An 18,386-nucleotide genomic window follows, 5' to 3' on the forward strand; every position below is an offset into this window, starting at 1 on the left:
ACCACAACCATGCACGAAAGATACGTACCCGCCGACGTCGAAGCCGCCGCCCAGAGCGACTGGCGCGCAGCCGATGCCTACCGTTCGAAGGAAGACACGGAGCGCAAGAAGTTCTACTGCGTGTCGATGCTGCCTTATCCGTCCGGCAAGCTGCACATGGGTCACGTGCGCAACTACACGATCAACGACGTGATGTACCGCTATCTGCGGATGAACGGCTACAACACGCTGATGCCGATGGGCTGGGACGCGTTCGGGATGCCGGCCGAGAACGCCGCGATGGCGAACGGCGTGCCGCCCGCGCAGTGGACGTACGACAACATCGCGTACATGAAGAAGCAGATGCAGTCGATGGGTCTCGCGATCGACTGGTCGCGCGAGGTCACGACCTGCAAGCCCGACTACTACAGGTGGAACCAGTGGCTGTTCCTGAAGATGCTCGAGAAGGGCATCGCGTACAAGAAGACGGGCACCGTGAACTGGGACCCGGTCGACCAGACCGTGCTCGCGAACGAGCAGGTGATCGACGGGCGCGGCTGGCGCTCGGGCGCGCTCGTCGAGAAGCGCGAGATCCCGATGTACTACATGCGGATCACGCAGTACGCGGATGAGCTGCTGAACGATCTCGACGGCCTCGGCTGGCCCGAGCGCGTGAAGATCATGCAGCAGAACTGGATCGGCAAGAGCTTCGGCGTGAACTTCGGCTTCCCGTACGAGCTCGACGGCGAGAAGAAGCTGCTGCGCGTGTTCACGACGCGCGCCGACACGATCATGGGCGTCACGTTCTGCGCGATCGCGGCCGAGCATCCGCTCGCGTCGCACCTCGCGCGGGACAAGCCCGAGTTGCAGGCGTTCATCGACGAATGCAAGCGCGGCGGCGTCGCCGAGGCCGACATCGCGACGATGGAGAAAAAGGGCGTCGCAACGGGCTTTACGGTATCGCATCCGCTGACGGGCGAGTCCGTCGAGGTGTGGATCGGCAACTACGTGCTGATGAGCTACGGCGAAGGCGCGGTGATGGGCGTGCCCGCGCACGACGAGCGCGACTTCGCGTTCGCGAAGAAGTACGGCCTGCCGATCAAGCAGGTGATCGCGGCGGAGGGCGAGGCGTACTCGACCGACGCCTGGCAGGAATGGTACGGCGACAAGACGCGCGCCGTCTGCGTGAGCAGCGGCAAGTACGACGGCCTCGCATACGAAGCGGCCGTCGACGCGATCGCGGCCGACCTGAAGGCGGGCGGCTTCGGCGACAAGCAGGTCACGTATCGCCTGCGCGACTGGGGCATTTCGCGTCAGCGCTACTGGGGCACGCCGATTCCGATCATCCACTGCCCGTCGTGCGGCGACGTGCCGGTGCCGGAACAGGATCTGCCCGTCGTGCTGCCGGAAGACCTCGTGCCGGACGGCACGGGCAACCCGCTCGCGAAGTCCGAAGCGTTCGTGAACTGCACGTGCCCGAAATGCGGCGCGGCCGCGAAGCGCGAAACCGACACGATGGACACGTTCGTCGATTCGGCGTGGTACTTCTCGCGCTACGCGGCGCCGGATGCCGGGACGATGGTCGATGCGCGCACCGACTACTGGATGCCGATGGATCAATACATCGGCGGCATCGAGCACGCGATCCTGCACCTCTTGTACTCGCGCTTCTGGGCGAAGGTGATGCGCGACCTCGGCCTCGTGAAATTCGGCGAGCCGGCGAAGAACCTGCTCACGCAGGGGATGGTGCTCAACGAGACGTTCTATCGCGAGGACGCGTCGGGCAAGAAGACCTGGTACAACCCGGCCGACGTCACCGTGTCGTTCGACGACAAGGGCCGGCCTGTCGGCGCTGTGCTGAAATCGGACGACCAGCCGGTAGTGCTCGGCGGCATCGAGAAGATGTCGAAGTCGAAGAACAACGGCGTCGATCCGCAGATGCTGATCGACCATTACGGCGCCGACACCGCGCGTCTCTTCACGATGTTCGCGGCGCCGCCCGAGCAGCAGCTCGAATGGTCGGGCGCGGGCGTCGAGGGCGCGAGCCGCTTCCTGCGCCGCGTGTGGGGCTTCGGCCATGCGAACGGCGACGCGCTCGCCGCGCGCGCGACGTTCGACGTCGCGCAGCTCGGCGAAGCCGACAAGACGCTGCGCCGCGAGATCCACGGCGTGCTGAAGCAGGCCGACTTCGACTACCAGCGTCTGCAGTACAACACGGTCGTGTCGGCCGCGATGAAGATGCTGAACGCGCTCGACGCCGCGAAGAGCGCGACGCCCGCCGTGCTGCGCGAGACCTACGGCGTGCTGCTGCGCGTGCTGTATCCGGTCGTGCCGCACGTCACGTTCGAGCTGTGGAAGGCGCTCGGCTACGCGGACGAGTTCGGTCCGATCCTCGACGCCCCGTGGCCGAAGGTCGACGAAGCCGCGCTCGAGCAGGCCGAGATCGAGCTCGTGCTGCAGGTGAACGGCAAGGTGCGCGGCGCGCTGAAGGTCGCGAAGGACGCGAGCCGCGACGCAATCGAGGCGGCGGCGGTCGCCGACGAGATGTTCGCGAAGTTCGCCGAAGGCAAGCCGGCGAAGAAGATCATTGTCGTGCCCGGTCGTCTCGTGAACGTCGTCGTCTGACGGCGCACGGCGGCGCAGGCACGCATCAGCAAGGAGCGAAGGTGATCCGCAGATCGTTTTTGATGCTCGTGGGCAGCGCGGCGCTGCTGTCCGCGTGCGGTTTCAAGCTGCGCGGGCAGCAGGACTACGCGTTCAAGCGTCTGTTCATCGCCGGTGCGCCGCCCGCCGCGGCGGCGCGGCTCACGCGTCTCGTCGAGGCCGGCAGCGACACGAAGATCGTCAAGACGGCCGACGAGGCGGACGCGGTGCTCAACGTGTCCGAGTCGCGCGGGCAGGGCACGCTGACGCTCGACCGGTTCGGCACGGTCCAGGAGTACCAGCTCAACTACTCGCTGAACTACACGCTGTTCGGCAAGGACGGCACCGCGCTGATCCCGCCGAGCACGATCGCGCTCAACCGCGCGATGACGTACAGCGCGCAGTACACGAACGCGAAGGCGCAGGAGTCCGAGATCCTGTTCGCGGACATGCAGAGCGACGCGATCGATCAGCTGATGCGCCGTCTCGCGATCGTGCGCTCGCTGCATCCGGAGCCGGGCCAGGGCGTGCCCGCCGTCGCGCCGCGCGCGCCGCTGCCGCCGCCGCCGCTGTGATCGCCGCGTTTTCCATGTCTTGTTCAACGATGAGCGCAGGAATCGATGCAACTGCGACTTGACGCGCTGGAGCCGCATCTCGCGAAAGGGCTCGCCGGACTGTACGTCGTCTACGGCGACGAGCCGCTGCTCGCGCAGGAGGCGTGCGACCGGATCCGCGCGGCCGCGCGCGCGGCGGGCTTCACCGAGCGCTCGGTGCATACCGTCGAGCGCGGCTTCGACTGGAGCACGCTGATCGGCGCGAGCCAGGCGATGTCGCTGTTCGGCGACCGGCAACTGGTCGAGCTGCGGATTCCGTCCGGCAAGCCCGGCAAGGACGGCGCCGACGCGCTGAAGACGCTCGCCGGCGCGGACAACCCGGACGTGCTGATGCTCGTCACGCTGCCGCGGCTCGATTCGGCGACGCAGAAGTCCGCGTGGTTCACCGCGCTCCTGAACGCGGGCGTCGCGCTGAAGGTCGATCCGGTCGACCGCGCGCAATTGCCGAACTGGATCGGCCAGCGGCTCGCGCTGCAGGGCCAGCGGGTCGCGCCGGGCGAGGACGGACGGCGCGCGCTCGCGTTCGTCGCCGAGCGCGTCGAGGGCAATCTGCTCGCCGCGCACCAGGAGATCCAGAAGCTCGGCCTGCTGTATCCGGCCGGCACGCTGACGTTCGAGCAGATCCAGGATGCGGTGCTGAACGTCGCGCGCTACGACGTGTTCAAGCTCAACGAAGCGATGCTCGCGGGCGACGCCGCGCGGCTCGCGCGGATGATCGACGGCCTGAAAGGCGAGGGCGAGGCGCTCGTGCTCGTGCTGTGGGCGGTCGTCGAGGAGCTGCGCACGCTGCTCAAGATCAAGCGCGGCGTCGCGGCCGGCAAGCCGCTTGCGGTGCTCGTGCGCGAGAACCGCGTGTGGGGGCCGCGCGAGCGGCTCGTCGGGCCCGCGCTCTCGCGCGTGTCCGAAGCGGCGCTCGAGCACGCGCTCGCATTCGCCGCGCGACTCGATCGGCAGGTCAAGGGGCTCGCCGCGGTGTCGCGCGGCCCGGCGCGCGGCGAGCCGCCGCCGGACCCGTGGGACGGCCTGTTCCAGCTCGCGATGACGGTCGCGCGCGCGGCCGGGCCAGGCGGCGATACGCCGCGCCGGCCGGCCTGAGCGCGCTTTCGCGCCGGCGCTTACAATCCGGCATGAAGCGGCTGCGCGCCGCCGCGCGACTGCCGGCGCGGCGCCCGGCGCCCGGCGCGCCGCCGGTTTTCCGACAATCGTTTTTCCGCCGCTCGACGCGGCTTGCATTGCGAGTCTCACGATGGATATCGATCAGTACATGACGGACGTCGGCCGCCGCGCGCGGCGCGCCTCGCGCGCAATCGCGCGCGCGTCCACCGCGGCGAAGAACGCCGCGCTCGAAGCGGTCGCGCAGGCGATCGCGCGCGACGCCGACGCGCTGAAGGCCGCCAACGCGCGCGACGTCGCGCGCGCGAAGGAGAAGGGCCTCGACGCGGCGTTCGTCGATCGTCTGACGCTGTCCGACAAGGCGCTGAAGACGATGATCGAAGGGCTGCGCCAGGTTGCGACGCTGCCGGATCCGATCGGCGAGATCAGCAACCTCAAGTACCGCCCGAGCGGCATCCAGGTCGGCCAGATGCGCGTGCCGCTCGGCGTGATCGGGATCATCTACGAGTCGCGGCCGAACGTGACGATCGACGCGGCCGCGCTCTGCCTGAAGTCCGGCAACGCGACGATCCTGCGCGGCGGCTCGGAAGCGCTCGAATCGAACACGGCGCTCGCGAAGCTGATCGGCGAGGGGCTCGAGGCGGCGGGGCTGCCGCAGGACGCGGTGCAGGTCGTCGAGACGGCCGATCGCGCGGCGGTCGGCAAGCTGATCACGATGACCGAGTACGTCGACGTGATCGTGCCGCGCGGCGGCAAGAGCCTGATCGAGCGCCTGATCAACGAGGCGCGCGTGCCGATGATCAAGCATCTCGACGGCATCTGCCACGTGTACGTCGACGATCGCGCGAATCTGACGAAGGCGCTCACCGTCTGCGACAACGCGAAGACGCACCGCTACGGCACGTGCAACACGATGGAGACGCTGCTCGTCGCGCGCGGGATCGCGCCCGCCGTGCTGTCGCCGCTCGGCCGGCTGTATCGCGAGAAGGACGTCGAGCTGCGCGTCGATCCGGACGCGCGCGCGGTGCTTGAGGCGGCAGGCGTCGGCCCGCTCGTCGACGCAACCGAGGACGACTGGCGCACCGAATATCTCGCGCCCGTGCTCGCGATCAAGATCGTCGACGGCATCGATGCGGCAATCGAGCACATCAATCATTACGGCTCCCATCACACCGACGCGATCGTCACCGAAGATCACGACCGCGCGATGCGCTTCTTGCGCGAGGTCGATTCGGCGAGCGTGATGGTGAACGCGTCGACGCGCTTCGCCGACGGCTTCGAGTTCGGCCTCGGCGCGGAGATCGGCATCTCGAACGACAAGCTGCACGCGCGCGGCCCGGTCGGGCTCGAAGGGCTCACGTCGCTGAAGTACGTGGTGCTCGGGCACGGCGAAGGGCGTCAGTGACGGAGGCGACCGATCGATGGCAATGCTCTGGGTCAAGACCTTCCATATCGTGCTGATCGCGTCGTGGTTCGCGGGGCTCTTCTATCTGCCGCGCATCTACGTGAACCTCGCGATGGAGACCGATCCCGCCGCGCTCGGGCGTCTGCTCGCGATGGCGCGCAAGCTGTTCCGCTTCATGACGATCATCGCCGTGCCGGCGCTCGCGTGCGGCCTGTGGCTGTGGCTCGTGATCGGCATCGGGCAGGGGCAGGGATGGATGCACGCGAAGCTCGCGGTCGTGCTGCTGCTCATCGTGTATCACGCATACTGCGGGCATCTGCTGAAGGTGTTCGAGCGCGGCGAGAACCGCCGCTCGGACAAGTGGTATCGCGTGTTCAACGAGCTGCCGGTGCTCGGGATGCTCGCGGCCGTCGCGCTCGCGGTGATCAAGCCGTTCTGAGCGCGGGCGGCGGGCGGCGCGGCCGCTGTCGCTGGCCCGTCACCGTTTCGGCGGATTTGCCGTCTAGAAAGCCCCGGTCCCTGCGGCCGGGGCTTTTTCGTTGGGAGTCGAGTCGGGCGAAGTGGCGGCGGCGCACGCCGGGTGGCCGTCGCGCTGTCGGCTCCGGCGCATGGCTCCGGCTCAAGGCTCAAGGCTCAAGGCTCAAGGCTCAAGGCTCACGCGTCGGAATCGTGCGCGCCTCTAGTCTTTCACGCCCTCGACGTCCCGCGCGATCTTCACCGCGTCCTTGGGCGCATCCTTCGCCGCCTTCGCATCGGCACCGATCCGCCGCCGCGTGATCGCCTCCTTCGCGCGGCCGAGCCGGTCGACGAGCTCGGGGCCGCGCCGCAGCGCGACGCCGACCGCGAGAATGTCGCCGATCGCGAGATGCGACATCCGCGATGTCATCGGCGAGAACACGTCGGTTTCCTCGGCGACGTTCGACGCGAGGCTCACTGTCGAGAGCTGCGCGAGCGGCGAGTGGCTGTGCGTGATCGAGACGACCTTCGCGCCGCACGCGAGCGCCGCGCGCGCGGCGTCGACGATGTCGCGCGTGCGTCCGGTGTTCGAGATCGCGACGACGACGTCGTTCGCGCCGAGGAGCGCCGCCGACATCGAGAACGTGTGCGGATCCGAATACGCGACGCTCGGCACGCCGAGCCGGAAGAACTTGTGCTGGATGTCCTGCGCGGCGATGCCGGAGCCGCCCGCGCCGTAGAACTCGATCCGCGACGCGCGCGACAGCAGATCGATCGCATCGGCGACGCTCGTCGCCGACAGGTTGTTGCGCACCTCGATCAGCGCGCCGATCGTGCGGTCGAACACCTTGCCGATGATGCCGGGCGCGCGCTCGTCGGGCTCGACGTCGCGATAGACCGACGCGACGCCCGGCGCGACGCTTTGCGCGAGCCGGATCTTGAACTCGCGAAAGCCGCTGCAGCCGAGCGCCTGGCAAAAGCGCGCGATCGTCGGCTGGCTCGCGCCCGCGAGGGCGGCGAGCTCGGTCATCGACAGATCGAGCACCTCGCGCGGCGCGGCGAGCACGAAGTCGGCAAGCTTGCGCTCGGACGGGCGGAGCTGGGCGCGGATCGCCTCGATACGGGGAAGCATGGTGCGAAAGGGCGCGTGGAATGACGGAATGGACGGCTAGTATCGCGATTGTTTTGTAGAAAATCTACAAGAATTTTCTAGCGATTCGAGTGACGGAGATTGCGATGGGTCAGGGTTAACGCTAGGTACGTATCCTGTATTTATAGGCAATAGCGTTTCGTTATCGATTGCCTTGCTGCGCTGCGAGATTGCGGGCTTGTAGTTTTTCTACTAAACTCGCGCCGTTCGTCCGCCGAGTCGGACGTCCCCACGATTCCAGCTTGCCGGCCTCGCCCGGCTCATGTGAGGAGCGCCCAGCATGGCCACGCTGCACCCCACTCTTGCGTCCGTCACCGAGCGCGTGATCGCGCGCAGCCGACCGACCCGCCAAGCCTATCTCGCCCGCATCGACGCCGCGCAAGGCCGCTTTCCGGCGCGCGGCGCGCTGTCGTGCGCGAACCTCGCGCACGGCTTCGCGGGCCTCGAAGGCAGCGACAAGTTCGCGATCAAGGCGATTCGCGAGCCGAACATCGGCATCGTGTCGGCGTACAACGAGATGCTGTCTGCGCACGCGCCGTACAAGAACTTCCCCGACATCATCAAGACGGCCGCGCGCGAGCGCGGCGGCGTCGCGCAATTCGCGGGCGGCGTGCCGGCGATGTGCGACGGCGTCACGCAGGGCAATCCGGGGATGGAGCTGTCGCTCTTCTCGCGCGAAGTGATCGCGATGAGCACGGCGGTCGCGCTCACGCACAACATGTTCGATGCGGCCCTTTGTCTCGGCATCTGCGACAAGATCGTGCCGGGTCTCTTGATCGGCGCGCTGCAGTTCGGCCATCTGCCGACGATCTTCGTGCCGGCCGGCCCGATGACGAGCGGCCTCTCGAACGACGACAAGGCAAAGATCCGCCAGCAGTTCGCGACCGGCCAGGTCGGCCGCGACGCGCTGCTCGAAGCGGAATCGGCTGCGTATCACGGCCACGGCACCTGCACGTTCTACGGCACCGCGAACAGCAACCAGATGCTGATGGAAGTGATGGGGCTGCATCTGCCGGGCGCGGCGTTCATTCATCCGCACACGCCGCTGCGCGATGCGCTGACGGCCGAGGCCGCGCGCCGCGTGCTCGATCTGACGGTCGAGCGCGGCAACTACACGCCGATCGGCCACGTGATCGACGAGAAGGCGATCGTCAACGGGATCGTCGCGCTGCTCGCGACGGGCGGCTCGACGAACCACACGCTGCACCTCGTCGCGATCGCGCGCGCGGCGGGCGTCCTGATCGACTGGGACGACTTCGACGCGCTGTCGGCCGCGGTGCCGCTCCTCGCGAAGATCTATCCGAACGGCAAGGCCGACGTGAACCATTTCCACGCGGCGGGCGGCATCGCGTTCCTCGTGCGCAACCTGCTCGAAGGCGGACTGCTGCACGAAGACGTGACGACGGTCGCGGGCAAGGGGCTTGCGCACTACACGCACGAGCCGCGCCTCATCGACGGCAAGCCGACGTGGGTGCCGGGCGTCGACGCGAGCGCCGACGACAAGGTGCTGCGGCCGATCGACGCACCGTTCCAGCCGGACGGCGGGCTGCGCCTGATGCAGGGGCGTCTCGGCCGCGGCGTGATCAAGATTTCGGCGGTCGCGCCCGAGCACCGCCGGGTGAAGGCCCCGGCGATCGTGTTCGATTCGCAGGAAGCGGTGCAGGCCGCGTTCGACGCGGGCGAGTTGAAGCGCGATTTCGTCGCGGTGGTGCGCTTCCAGGGCGCGCGCGCGAACGGGATGCCGGAGCTGCATCGGCTCACGCCGCTGCTCGGCGTGCTGCAGGACCAGGGCTTTCACGTCGCGCTCGTGACGGACGGCCGGATGTCGGGTGCGTCGGGCAAGGTGCCGGCCGTGATCCACGTGTCGCCCGAGGCACTGTTGAGCGGCCCGCTCGGCAAGGTGCAAACCGGCGATACGATCGTGATCGACGCGGAAGCCGGCGTGCTCGACGTCGACATCGACGACGCGCAGTGGGCGGCGCGCGCGGTCGCGCGGCCCGCGCATCAGGCAGAAAACGAAGTCGGCTTCGGCCGCGAGTTGTTCGGCGTGTTCCGTGCGGCGGCCGCGCCGGCGGAACAGGGCGCGTCGGTGTTCGGCGCGTTGGTGGGCGAAGCGGCCCACGTCACCGTATAAGCGAAAAGGAGTCGCATTGATGAAGACGATTAGCGAGATCGTGAAGCTGGGCCCGGTGATTCCGGTGCTCGCGTTCGATTCGGCCGAACAGGGCGAACAAGTGTCGCGCGCGCTCCACGCGGGCGGCGTGAAGGTGCTCGAGATCACGCTGCGCACGGCAGCCGGCCTCGAAGCGATCCGGCGCGCGAGCGAGCTTGCCGACGACATCGTCGTCGGCGTCGGCACGATCACGAAGCCCGAGCAGTGCGCGCTCGCGAAGCAGGCGGGCGCGAAGTTCGGCGTATCGCCCGGCCTGACGAAGGAGATGCACCAGGCGGCCGTCGACGCCGGCCTGCCGCTATTGCCCGGCGTGATGACGCCGACCGACATCATCGTCGCGCTCGAGCTCGGCTACGAGATCGTCAAGTTCTTCCCCGCGCAGCAGGCGGGCGGCGTGCCGATGCTGCAGGCGTTCCACGGCCCGTTCCCGACGCTCAGGTTCTGCCCGACGGGCGGCATCACCGCCGAGACCGCGCCCAACTTCCTGAAGCTGCCGAACGTCGTGTGCGTCGGCGGCTCGTGGCTGACGCCGAAGGCGGCGCTCGCCGCGCAGGACTGGGCGGAGGTCACGCGCCTCGCGCAGGCCGCGAGCAGTCTCGCACGCTGAACGCCGCCGAATGAACGCATGCGGAAACCTTCGGATGAAACAATCGATCTGGTTGTTTTTTCCGAGGGTTTTTGCTTATGGAACCGGTTCTATCGCGGCCCGTTAAACAAAAGTAAAATTCAGCGTCCTGACGGGCGGGCGAGCCGCCTCGTTTCGGAGACCTGCATAGTCGGACGGCGGCTCGCCGCGTCCGGCCCGATAATCCCAAGGAGGAGTGCTACATGGGGGCTGTCCAAGGCAGCATGCTGCTGATTTACACCGTGATCGCGATCGCGGTGCTGATCCTGATGATCGCGCGCTACAAGGTCTATCCGTTCCTCGTGCTCATCATCGTGTCGCTCGGTCTCGGCCTCGTGGTCGGCATGCCGATGGACAAGATCGTGAAATCGTTCGAAGCGGGGACGGGCGGCACGCTCGGCCATATCGCGATCGTCGTCGGTCTCGGCACGATGCTCGGCAAGATGATGGCCGAGTCGGGCGGCGCCGAGCGGATCGCGACCACGCTGATCGACTGGTTCGGCGAGAAGAACATCCACTGGGCGATGATGTTCGTCGCGATCATCGTCGGCCTGCCGGTCTTCTTCGAAGTCGGCTTCGTGCTGCTGATCCCGATCGCGTTCAACGTCGCGAAGCGCACCGGCAAGTCGCTCCTCGTCGTCGGCCTGCCGATGGTCGCCGGCCTGTCCGTCGTGCACGGCCTGATTCCGCCGCACCCGGCGGCGCTCCTCGCCGTCCAGCAATACGGCGCCGACATCGGCAAGACGATCGCCTACGGGCTTATCGTCGGCGTGCCGACCGCGATCGTCGCCGGTCCGCTCTTCGCGCTCACGATCTCGAAATTCGTGAAGCTGCCGGAAAACAACCCGCTCGCCGCGCAATTCGTCGAGACTCGCGCGCCGGGCGAGAAGCGCGAGCTGCCGGGCTTCGGCATCACGCTGTTCACGATCCTGCTGCCCGTCGTGCTGATGCTCGTCGGCAGCTGGGCCGATCTCATCTTCGCGCCGAAGTCGCTGCCGAACAATCTGCTGCGCTTCGCCGGCAACTCGGACGTCGCGCTCCTGATCGCCGTGCTCGTGAGCTTCTTCACGTTCGGCAAGCTGCAAGGCTTCAAGCGCGACCAGATCCAGAAATTCTGCGGCGAATGTCTTGCGCCGATCGCGGGCATCACGCTGATCGTCGGCGCAGGCGGCGGCTTTGGCGGTATCCTGCGCGACAGCGGCATCTCGCAGCAGATCGTCGCGACCGCGACGCACGCGAACCTGTCGCCGCTCCTGCTCGGCTGGTTCGTCGCGGCGCTGATCCGTCTCGCGACGGGCTCGGCGACGGTCGCGATGACGACCGCCTGCGGCATCGTCGCGCCGATCGCGGCGGCCTCGGGCGTCACGGTCAAGCCGGAGCTGCTGGTGCTCGCGACGGGGTCGGGTTCGCTGATCTTCTCGCACGTGAACGATGGCGGCTTCTGGCTGATCAAGGAATATTTCGGGATGACCGTGGGCCAGACGTTCAAGACCTGGACGCTGCTCGAAACGATCATCTCGCTGCTCGGCCTGACGTTTACGCTGGTGCTGAGCGCGGTTCTGTAAAAGGGGTAGTCAATGATTCTGATCGCAATGGGCGTGTCGGGCGCGGGCAAGTCGCGGATCGGCGAGATGCTCGCGGAACGCCTGTCGTGCAGCTATACCGACGGCGACGCGTTTCACAGCGCCGCCAACAAGGAAAAGATGCACCACGGCATTCCGCTCACCGACGAAGACCGCTGGCCGTGGCTCCAGTCGATCCGCGACGCCATCGAGGCGAAGCAGCGCGCGGGCGAGACGGCCGTGTTCACGTGCTCGTCGCTCAAGCGCGCGTACCGCGACATCCTGCGCGGCAACGATCGCGACGTGCGCTTCGTTTATCTGAAGGGCTCGTTCGACATGCTGCGCGAGCGGCTGAAGACGCGCACCGGGCACTTCTTCGATCCGTCGCTGCTGCAAAGCCAGCTCGACACGCTCGAGGAGCCGGGTCCGGACGAGGCGATCGAGGTCGGCATCGAGCTCACGCCGGACGAGATCGTCGATCGCGTGATGAGCCGGCTCGGCGGCGAGCGGCAGCAACAGCAACAACAACAGCAGTGACGGCGTGCGGCCGCATCGCGGCCGCCGCTGCCGTTCGCCGCAGCCGCAGCAAAAAGAAAGGCGCCCCGCGGGGCGCCTTTCTCATGGCGTCGTCGACGCGCGTTACGCGATGCGCTTCGCGAGCTCGACCGCCTTGCCGACGTACGACGCGGGCGTCATCGCGAGAAGGCGTTCCTTCGCGTCCTGCGGGATCGCGAGCGTGCCGATGAACTGCTGCAGCGCGTCGCGCGTGATGCCCTTGCCGCGCGTCAGCTCCTTCAACTGCTCGTACGGGTTCTCGATGCCGTAGCGGCGCATCACCGTCTGCACCGGCTCGGCGAGCACTTCCCAACAGTTGTCGAGGTCATCGTTCAGGCGCTGCGGATTCACTTCGAGCTTGTCGAGGCCGCGGATCAGCGCGTCGTACGCGAGCAGCGAATAGCCGAGCGCGACGCCCATGTTGCGCAGCACCGTCGAATCGGTGAGGTCGCGCTGCCAGCGCGACACGGGCAGCTTGTCGGCGAGGTGGCGCAGCGTCGCGTTCGCGAGGCCGAGGTTGCCTTCCGAGTTTTCGAAATCGATCGGGTTGACCTTGTGCGGCATCGTCGACGAGCCGATTTCGCCCGCCTTCGTCTTCTGCTTGAAGTAGCCGACCGAGATGTAGCCCCAGACGTCGCGGTCGAGGTCGAGCAGGATCGTGTTCGCGCGCGAGACGGCGTCGAACAGCTCGGCCATGTAGTCGTGCGGCTCGATCTGGATCGTGTACGGGTTGAACGTGAGCTTCAGGCGGTTCTCGATCACGTCGCGCGAGAACGCTTCCCAGTCGAACTCCGGATACGCGGACAGGTGCGCGTTGAAGTTGCCGACCGCGCCGTTCATCTTGCCGAGGATCTCGACCTTCTCGATCCGCTCGATCGCGCGCGCAAGACGCGCGGCGACGTTCGCGATTTCCTTGCCGAGCGTCGTCGGGCTGGCCGGCTGGCCGTGCGTGCGCGACAGCATCGGCTGCCCGGCGTGCGCGTGCGCGAGCGCGACGAGGCGGCCGTGGACCGTGCGCAGCGCGGGCAGGATCACGTGCTGGCGCGCGCCGGCGAGCATCATCCCGTGCGACGTGTTGTTGATGTCTTCCGACGTGCACGCGAAGTGGATGAACTCGCTTGCCTTCTCGAGCTCGGCCTGGCCTTTGACCGATTCCTTCAGCCAGTACTCGACGGCTTTCACGTCGTGGTTCGTCACGCGCTCGATTTCCTTGATGCGCGCGGCGTCGTGCGCGGTGAAGCGCTCGACGAGCTGCAGCAGGAACTGCTCGGCGGCTTCCGAGAAGCGCGGCACTTCGGCGAAGCCGGCGCGCGACAGCGCGATCAGCCAGTGCACCTCGACGGTGACGCGGTGGCGCATGAAGGCGGCCTCGGAGAGCCAGTCGCGCAGCGCTTCGGTCTTGCCGGCATAGCGGCCGTCGATGGGCGAGAGCGCAGTGAGGGCGAAAAGGGTATCGGGACGGGTGTCGGACATGATCGGGCTTAGGCTCGCGGCCGCGGTTCAAACGGTGAAGGGGAGAACCGCGAATTTTACCATCGGCGCGCGGCCGCCCGGCCGCCGCGCGCCGTCATCGAAAAAGCTCAGTCGCCGACGCGCGCCGCGCCGCCGATCGGCATCCCGGTTCCGGCCGCCGGCTCGGCCGCCGCGAGCTCGGGCGAGGCCCAGCGCAGCCACTGCGCGCGCAGCATGACGAGCGCGGCGAGCGCGCAGGTCGACAGCGCGCCGAACGTCGCGAAGCCGAGCTGATAGCTGCCCGTGCTTTCCTTCGCGATGCCCATCACGACGGGCAAATAGAAGCCGCCGACGCCACCCGCTGCGCCGACGATGCCGGACAGCAGGCCCGTCTTGCCTTTCCAGCGGTGCGGGACGAGCTGGAACGTCGAACCGTTGCCGAGGCCGAACGCGATGTACAGGCACACGAGGAGCGCGATTCCGCCGGCGAGCGGCGGCATCACGGCCGCGAACGCGAAGTCGGCGGCGGCGATCGCCGCGAGGATCACCATCAGCGCGCGCACGCCGGTGATGCGGTCGGCGAGGTGGCCGCCGAACGGGCGCACGATCGCGCCCAGGAACGCGAGCAGCGACATGAAGAGGCCCGCTTCGATCTTCGGCATCTGGTAGAGCGTCGTGAGGAGCAGCGTCACGTACGACGACATCCCGACGAAGCCGCCGAACGTGATGCTGTAGATCAGCATGATGACCCACGTGTCGCGCTCGGCGAGCACCGCGCGGTAGCGGCCGGGCAGCACGGCGATCGCGAGGAGCGCGCCCATCACGGGGAGCAGCAGCACGCCCGTCCTGCCCGCGCCGAACGCGCCTTCATGCACGGCGAGCACGAGCGCGATCAGCCCGACGAGCGTGAACGCGAACGCGCCGAACGCGCGCTTCGCGCTGCCCGATTTCTCGCCGCGGTCGTCGGCCCACGCGAAGAGCGCGAAGCCGGCGATCGCGAGGAGCGGCAGCGCGGCCGCCGTCGAGAACTTCCAGCCGAGCGCGGCCGCGATGTGGGGGAACATGAAGCCGTCGAGCACCGCGCCGATGTTGCCCGCAGCGGCGAGGCCGAGCACGAGGCCCTGCACCTTCGGCGGATAGCTGCTGCCCGCCATCGGCAGCGCGACCGCGAAGCTCGCGCCGCCGATCCCGAGGAACACGCCGAGCACGAGGAGCAGCGTGTACGACGGCGTGCCGGGCAGGAACGGCAGCACGACGGCGGGCAGGGCGGACAGCAGCACGCCCATCAGCGCGATGCGCCGGCCGTCGGCGGACTGATACAGGTTGCCGAGCGTGACGCGCAGGATGGCCGCCGCGAGCACCGGCACGGCGACGAGGAAGCCCTGTTGCGCGGCCGTCATCGTGATGTCCTTGCTGATGAACGGCGCGAGCGGGCCGTACAGCACCCAGACGGTGAAGCCCGTATCGAAGTAGAGGAAGCACGCCAGAAGCGAGCGCCAGTTGCCGCTCCGGAGGGAGGTGCGCAAAGTATCCATCGGTGAAGCCTCGCGTATGCCGGTCGACGGCGGATGGTGGAAAGGAGCGAAAAGCCGCTGCGCGATGCGCGAAACAGGCCGACACGCTGTTTCGCAATCTTTATGCCAATGAAATGCATGTTTCCCTCCAAATGGCGCGAACGCACGCCGGGCAAGGTTCGCGGGAAAAACGGCGAAGCCGGGAGGCGGGCTGCCGTACGCGAGGGCGCCGCGCTCGCGCGCACCGTCGGCAGGCGCGCGCGACGGCCCGCGGCACCGCGCCTGTGCGAGCGGCGCGGCGTTGGTGCGGTGCGGAAAGTGTGACGAATCACGAATGTGGCGACGCGCCGGGGCGGCACCGGATCGCTCGCTGGAGCGAAAGGCGCCGCCGGCTTCGACTTGCGCGTGCCGCACGCTCCGCGCACGGAGCGGCCGACGCCCCCGGCCGTTAAAATGCGTGCTTCTTCCCCCGCACTCGCTTCCCGCAGCAAAGGCACGCATGGAACTCAAATGGCTCGAAGACTTCGTGTCGCTCGCGGAAACGCGCAGCTTCAGCCGCTCGGCCGAGCTGCGGCACGTGTCGCAACCCGCGTTTTCGCGCCGGATCCAGGCGCTCGAAGCGTGGCTCGCCACGGAACTGATCGATCGTTCGGTTTATCCGACCCGCCTCACGCAGGCGGGCCAGGTGTTCTATGAGCAGGCGCTCGTGATGCTGTCGCAGGCGCACGAGGCGCGCACGCTGCTGCGCGGCCACGTCGGCGCGCCGGTGCCGACGATCGAGTTCGCGGTGCCGCACACGCTGTCGCTCACGTACTTCCCGCGCTGGCTGCAGCGGATCGAGGCGAAGATGGGGCAGGTTCACACGCGGTTGCGGGCGCTGAACGTGCACGACGCGGTGCTGTCGCTCGTCGAGGGCGGCTGCGATCTCGTGATGGGCTATCACCATCCGAGCCATCCCGTCGCGCTCGATCCGGCGCGCTACGACATGCTGACGCTCGGCGCCGAGCCGATCAGCCCGTTCTCGGCGCCCGGCCGCGGCGGCCGCGCGCGCTATTCGCTGCCCGGCACGGCCGACGCGCCCGTGCCGTATCTGTCGTACACGCCGAACGCGTACCTCGGCCGGATGACCGAGGTGATCATCGCGAACGCTCGTGCGCCGCTCTATCTCGACAAGGTCTACGAGACCGACATGGCCGAGGCGCTGAAGGCGATGGCGCTCGCCGGCCACGGCGTCGCGTTCCTGCCGCACAGCGCGGTCGAGGACGCGGTCGCGGGCGGGCGCCTCGTCCGGCTCGGCCGCGCGGCGAAGGGCGGCGCGGAGCCGTTCACGCTGACGATGGAAATCCGGCTCTATCGCGACAAGCTCGCCGTGCAGGGCGACGAGCCGCGCCAGAAGCTCGTGCGCGAGCTCTGGGACGTGGTGCGCGAGGAGCTCGGCGCGGCCTGACGGCTACTGCGGCGGCGCGGACGACGCGGCCTTGCGCGCCCGGCGCGATTCGCGCGTCGCGCGTGCGTGCTCCGCGCCCGCCCGGCGGATGCATCCGCGCATGCGCCCGCTCGGCGCGCACGAAAGTTGCTCCGACGAATCGCATCGGGATTGCCGCTGTTCGAACGGCGAACGCACGGTTTTTCGCGCAAAAGCCCGATCATGCACGAAACGCATAATCGAATAAGCAAACGGCATTGGATTTCGAAATTCGCTTTTTCGACAATGTGCGCATTCTTCGACCGTTGGAGATTCCATGTCTTCGCAATCGCAGTCCCCGTCCGCCGTGCAATCCATTCCGTCTTACCTGCACGCGGACGACCTCGGCCCCTGGGGCAACTATCTGCAGCAAGTCGACCGCGTCGCGCCGTACCTCGGCTCGCTGTCGCGCTGGCTTGAAACGCTGAAGCGCCCGAAGCGCATCCTGATCGTCGACGTGCCGATCGAACTCGACAACGGCACCGTCGCGCACTTCGAGGGCTATCGCGTGCAGCACAACGTGTCGCGGGGCCCGGGCAAGGGCGGCGTGCGCTATCACCAGGACGTGACGCTCTCCGAGGTCATGGCGCTGTCCGCGTGGATGTCGGTGAAGAACGCGGCCGTGAACGTGCCGTACGGCGGCGCGAAGGGCGGCATCCGCGTCGATCCGCGCAAGCTGTCGCGCGGCGAGCTCGAGCGCGTCACGCGCCGCTACACGAGCGAAATCGGCATCATCATCGGCCCGAACACCGACATTCCGGCGCCTGACGTCAACACCAACGAACAGGTGATGGCGTGGATGATGGACACGTACTCGATGAACCAGGGCCAGACCGCGACGGGCGTCGTGACCGGCAAGCCGATCTCCCTCGGCGGTTCGCTCGGCCGCAAGGAAGCGACGGGCCGCGGCGTGTTCGTCGTCGGCTGCGAAGCCGCGAAGAAGAAGGGTGTCGAGATCGAAGGCGCGCGCATCGCGGTGCAAGGCTTCGGCAACGTCGGCGGGATCGCCGCGCGTCTGTTCCAGGAAGCGGGCGCGAAGGTGATCGTGGTTCAGGATCACACGGGCACGATCTACCGGTCGGCGGGCGTCGACACGGTGAAGCTGCTCGAGCACGTCGCGAACACGGGCGGCGTCGCCGGTTTCGAAGGCGCGGAACCGATGCCGGACGACGAGTTCTGGACGGTCGAGACCGAGATCCTCATCCCGGCCGCGCTCGAAAACCAGATCACCGAGAAGAACGCATCGAAGATCCGCACGAAGATCATCGTCGAAGGCGCGAACGGCCCGACGACGACGGCCGCGGACGACATCCTGAGCGCGAACGGCGTGCTCGTGATTCCCGACGTGATCGCGAACGCGGGCGGCGTGACCGTGTCGTACTTCGAGTGGGTGCAGGACTTCTCGAGCTTCTTCTGGACGGAAGACGAGATCAACCACCGTCTCGAGCGCGTGATGCGCGAAGCGTTCGCCGGCGTGTGGGCGGTCGCGGAAGAGCACAAGGTGTCGGTGCGCACCGCGGCGTTCATCGTCGCGTGCAAGCGTATCCTGATGGCGCGCGAAATGCGCGGCCTGTACCCCTGATCGATCGATTTCGATCGATCGACGGCGCGGCTCGACGAACCGCGCCGTGATTTACCCGCGGGCGGCACCGGATCCGGTGCCGCCCGCGCGCGCATGCG

14 protein-coding genes are annotated in these 18,386 nt (G+C 67.8%); 11 read left to right on the top strand and 3 right to left on the bottom strand.

Going from position 1 to position 18,386, the window contains the following annotated elements; genetic code table 11:
* Positions 1 to 9: 9 nt before the first annotated feature.
* From leuS to BG90_RS10610, 5 genes are all read left to right on the top strand, one after another.
* The gene (leuS, locus tag BG90_RS10590) at positions 10 to 2,604 is read left to right on the top strand and encodes a leucine--tRNA ligase (protein WP_010106424.1); all 2,595 of its coding nucleotides are present in this window, start codon (positions 10 to 12) and stop codon (positions 2,602 to 2,604) included.
* Between the two features lie 41 nt (positions 2,605 to 2,645).
* Positions 2,646 to 3,197, top strand: coding sequence for an LPS-assembly lipoprotein LptE (locus BG90_RS10595; protein ID WP_025989995.1), 552 nt, complete (start codon positions 2,646 to 2,648; stop codon positions 3,195 to 3,197).
* 45 nt (positions 3,198 to 3,242) lie between these two features.
* The gene (holA, locus tag BG90_RS10600) at positions 3,243 to 4,331 is read left to right on the top strand and encodes a DNA polymerase III subunit delta (RefSeq protein WP_038802758.1); all 1,089 of its coding nucleotides are present in this window, start codon (positions 3,243 to 3,245) and stop codon (positions 4,329 to 4,331) included.
* Positions 4,332 to 4,482: 151 nt separating this feature from the next.
* Positions 4,483 to 5,754 (top strand): glutamate-5-semialdehyde dehydrogenase, encoded by a 1,272-nt coding sequence (locus BG90_RS10605; protein WP_038802757.1) that lies wholly within the window; start codon positions 4,483 to 4,485, stop codon positions 5,752 to 5,754.
* Positions 5,755 to 5,770: 16 nt separating this feature from the next.
* Positions 5,771 to 6,193 (top strand): CopD family protein, encoded by a 423-nt coding sequence (locus tag BG90_RS10610; RefSeq protein ID WP_025989994.1) that lies wholly within the window; start codon positions 5,771 to 5,773, stop codon positions 6,191 to 6,193.
* 240 nt (positions 6,194 to 6,433) lie between these two features.
* On the opposite strand, the gene BG90_RS10615 is transcribed toward BG90_RS10610, so the two are convergent.
* Positions 6,434 to 7,342 (bottom strand): MurR/RpiR family transcriptional regulator, encoded by a 909-nt coding sequence (locus BG90_RS10615; protein WP_010117084.1) that lies wholly within the window; start codon positions 7,340 to 7,342, stop codon positions 6,434 to 6,436.
* Positions 7,343 to 7,640: 298 nt separating this feature from the next.
* Here BG90_RS10615 and edd point away from each other — a divergent pair, with 298 nt between their 5' ends.
* The 4 genes from edd to BG90_RS10635 all read left to right on the top strand — a co-directional run bounded on the left by edd (position 7,641) and on the right by BG90_RS10635 (position 12,257).
* Positions 7,641 to 9,494, top strand: a complete 1,854-nt coding sequence (gene edd / locus BG90_RS10620; protein WP_010117083.1) for a phosphogluconate dehydratase — start codon at positions 7,641 to 7,643, stop codon at positions 9,492 to 9,494.
* A gap of 19 nt (positions 9,495 to 9,513) precedes the next feature.
* The gene (gene eda, locus BG90_RS10625; RefSeq protein ID WP_010106403.1) at positions 9,514 to 10,140 is read left to right on the top strand and encodes a bifunctional 4-hydroxy-2-oxoglutarate aldolase/2-dehydro-3-deoxy-phosphogluconate aldolase; all 627 of its coding nucleotides are present in this window, start codon (positions 9,514 to 9,516) and stop codon (positions 10,138 to 10,140) included.
* A gap of 221 nt (positions 10,141 to 10,361) precedes the next feature.
* Complete coding sequence (locus tag BG90_RS10630; protein WP_025989993.1) at positions 10,362 to 11,723, top strand: GntP family permease; 1,362 nt, start codon at positions 10,362 to 10,364, stop codon at positions 11,721 to 11,723.
* 12 nt (positions 11,724 to 11,735) lie between these two features.
* Entirely contained in the window at positions 11,736 to 12,257 is a 522-nt protein-coding gene (locus BG90_RS10635; protein WP_025989992.1) for a gluconokinase, read from the top strand.
* 102 nt (positions 12,258 to 12,359) lie between these two features.
* On the opposite strand, the gene purB is transcribed toward BG90_RS10635, so the two are convergent.
* Together purB and BG90_RS10645 are read right to left on the bottom strand one after the other, a co-directional pair.
* On the bottom strand, positions 12,360 to 13,748 hold the full coding sequence (gene purB / locus BG90_RS10640) for an adenylosuccinate lyase (RefSeq protein WP_010106400.1): 1,389 nt from the start codon (positions 13,746 to 13,748) through the stop codon (positions 12,360 to 12,362).
* A 107-nt stretch (positions 13,749 to 13,855) separates the two neighbouring features.
* Entirely contained in the window at positions 13,856 to 15,262 is a 1,407-nt protein-coding gene (locus BG90_RS10645) for an MFS transporter (protein WP_010117080.1), read from the bottom strand.
* 478 nt (positions 15,263 to 15,740) lie between these two features.
* Here BG90_RS10645 and BG90_RS10650 point away from each other — a divergent pair, with 478 nt between their 5' ends.
* Both BG90_RS10650 and BG90_RS10660 read left to right on the top strand, forming a co-directional pair.
* Positions 15,741 to 16,688, top strand: coding sequence for a LysR substrate-binding domain-containing protein (locus BG90_RS10650; RefSeq protein WP_010106397.1), 948 nt, complete (start codon positions 15,741 to 15,743; stop codon positions 16,686 to 16,688).
* 295 nt (positions 16,689 to 16,983) lie between these two features.
* Positions 16,984 to 18,288 carry a Glu/Leu/Phe/Val family dehydrogenase gene (locus BG90_RS10660; protein ID WP_010117078.1) on the top strand — a complete coding sequence of 435 codons (1,305 nt, stop codon included), beginning with the start codon at positions 16,984 to 16,986 and terminating at the stop codon, positions 18,286 to 18,288.
* Positions 18,289 to 18,386 lie beyond the last annotated feature (98 nt).

This window comes from Burkholderia oklahomensis C6786 (assembly GCF_000959365.1).
Classification (GTDB): domain Bacteria; phylum Pseudomonadota; class Gammaproteobacteria; order Burkholderiales; family Burkholderiaceae; genus Burkholderia; species Burkholderia oklahomensis.

What these genes read in the sequence shown, in the direction of transcription:
- BG90_RS10610 (WP_025989994.1), top strand. Translation starts at nt 5,771, where the DNA reads ATGGCAATGCTCTGGGTCAAGACCTTCCATATCGTGCTGATCGCGTCG.
- BG90_RS10615 (WP_010117084.1), bottom strand. Translation starts at nt 7,342, where the DNA reads ATGCTTCCCCGTATCGAGGCGATCCGCGCCCAGCTCCGCCCGTCCGAG.
- BG90_RS10645 (WP_010117080.1), bottom strand. Translation starts at nt 15,262, where the DNA reads ATGGATACTTTGCGCACCTCCCTCCGGAGCGGCAACTGGCGCTCGCTT.
- eda (WP_010106403.1), top strand. Translation starts at nt 9,514, where the DNA reads ATGAAGACGATTAGCGAGATCGTGAAGCTGGGCCCGGTGATTCCGGTG.
- BG90_RS10605 (WP_038802757.1), top strand. Translation starts at nt 4,483, where the DNA reads ATGGATATCGATCAGTACATGACGGACGTCGGCCGCCGCGCGCGGCGC.
- edd (WP_010117083.1), top strand. Translation starts at nt 7,641, where the DNA reads ATGGCCACGCTGCACCCCACTCTTGCGTCCGTCACCGAGCGCGTGATC.
- leuS (WP_010106424.1), top strand. Translation starts at nt 10, where the DNA reads ATGCACGAAAGATACGTACCCGCCGACGTCGAAGCCGCCGCCCAGAGC.
- BG90_RS10630 (WP_025989993.1), top strand. Translation starts at nt 10,362, where the DNA reads ATGGGGGCTGTCCAAGGCAGCATGCTGCTGATTTACACCGTGATCGCG.
- purB (WP_010106400.1), bottom strand. Translation starts at nt 13,748, where the DNA reads ATGTCCGACACCCGTCCCGATACCCTTTTCGCCCTCACTGCGCTCTCG.
- holA (WP_038802758.1), top strand. Translation starts at nt 3,243, where the DNA reads ATGCAACTGCGACTTGACGCGCTGGAGCCGCATCTCGCGAAAGGGCTC.
- BG90_RS10650 (WP_010106397.1), top strand. Translation starts at nt 15,741, where the DNA reads ATGGAACTCAAATGGCTCGAAGACTTCGTGTCGCTCGCGGAAACGCGC.
- BG90_RS10635 (WP_025989992.1), top strand. Translation starts at nt 11,736, where the DNA reads ATGATTCTGATCGCAATGGGCGTGTCGGGCGCGGGCAAGTCGCGGATC.
- BG90_RS10660 (WP_010117078.1), top strand. Translation starts at nt 16,984, where the DNA reads ATGTCTTCGCAATCGCAGTCCCCGTCCGCCGTGCAATCCATTCCGTCT.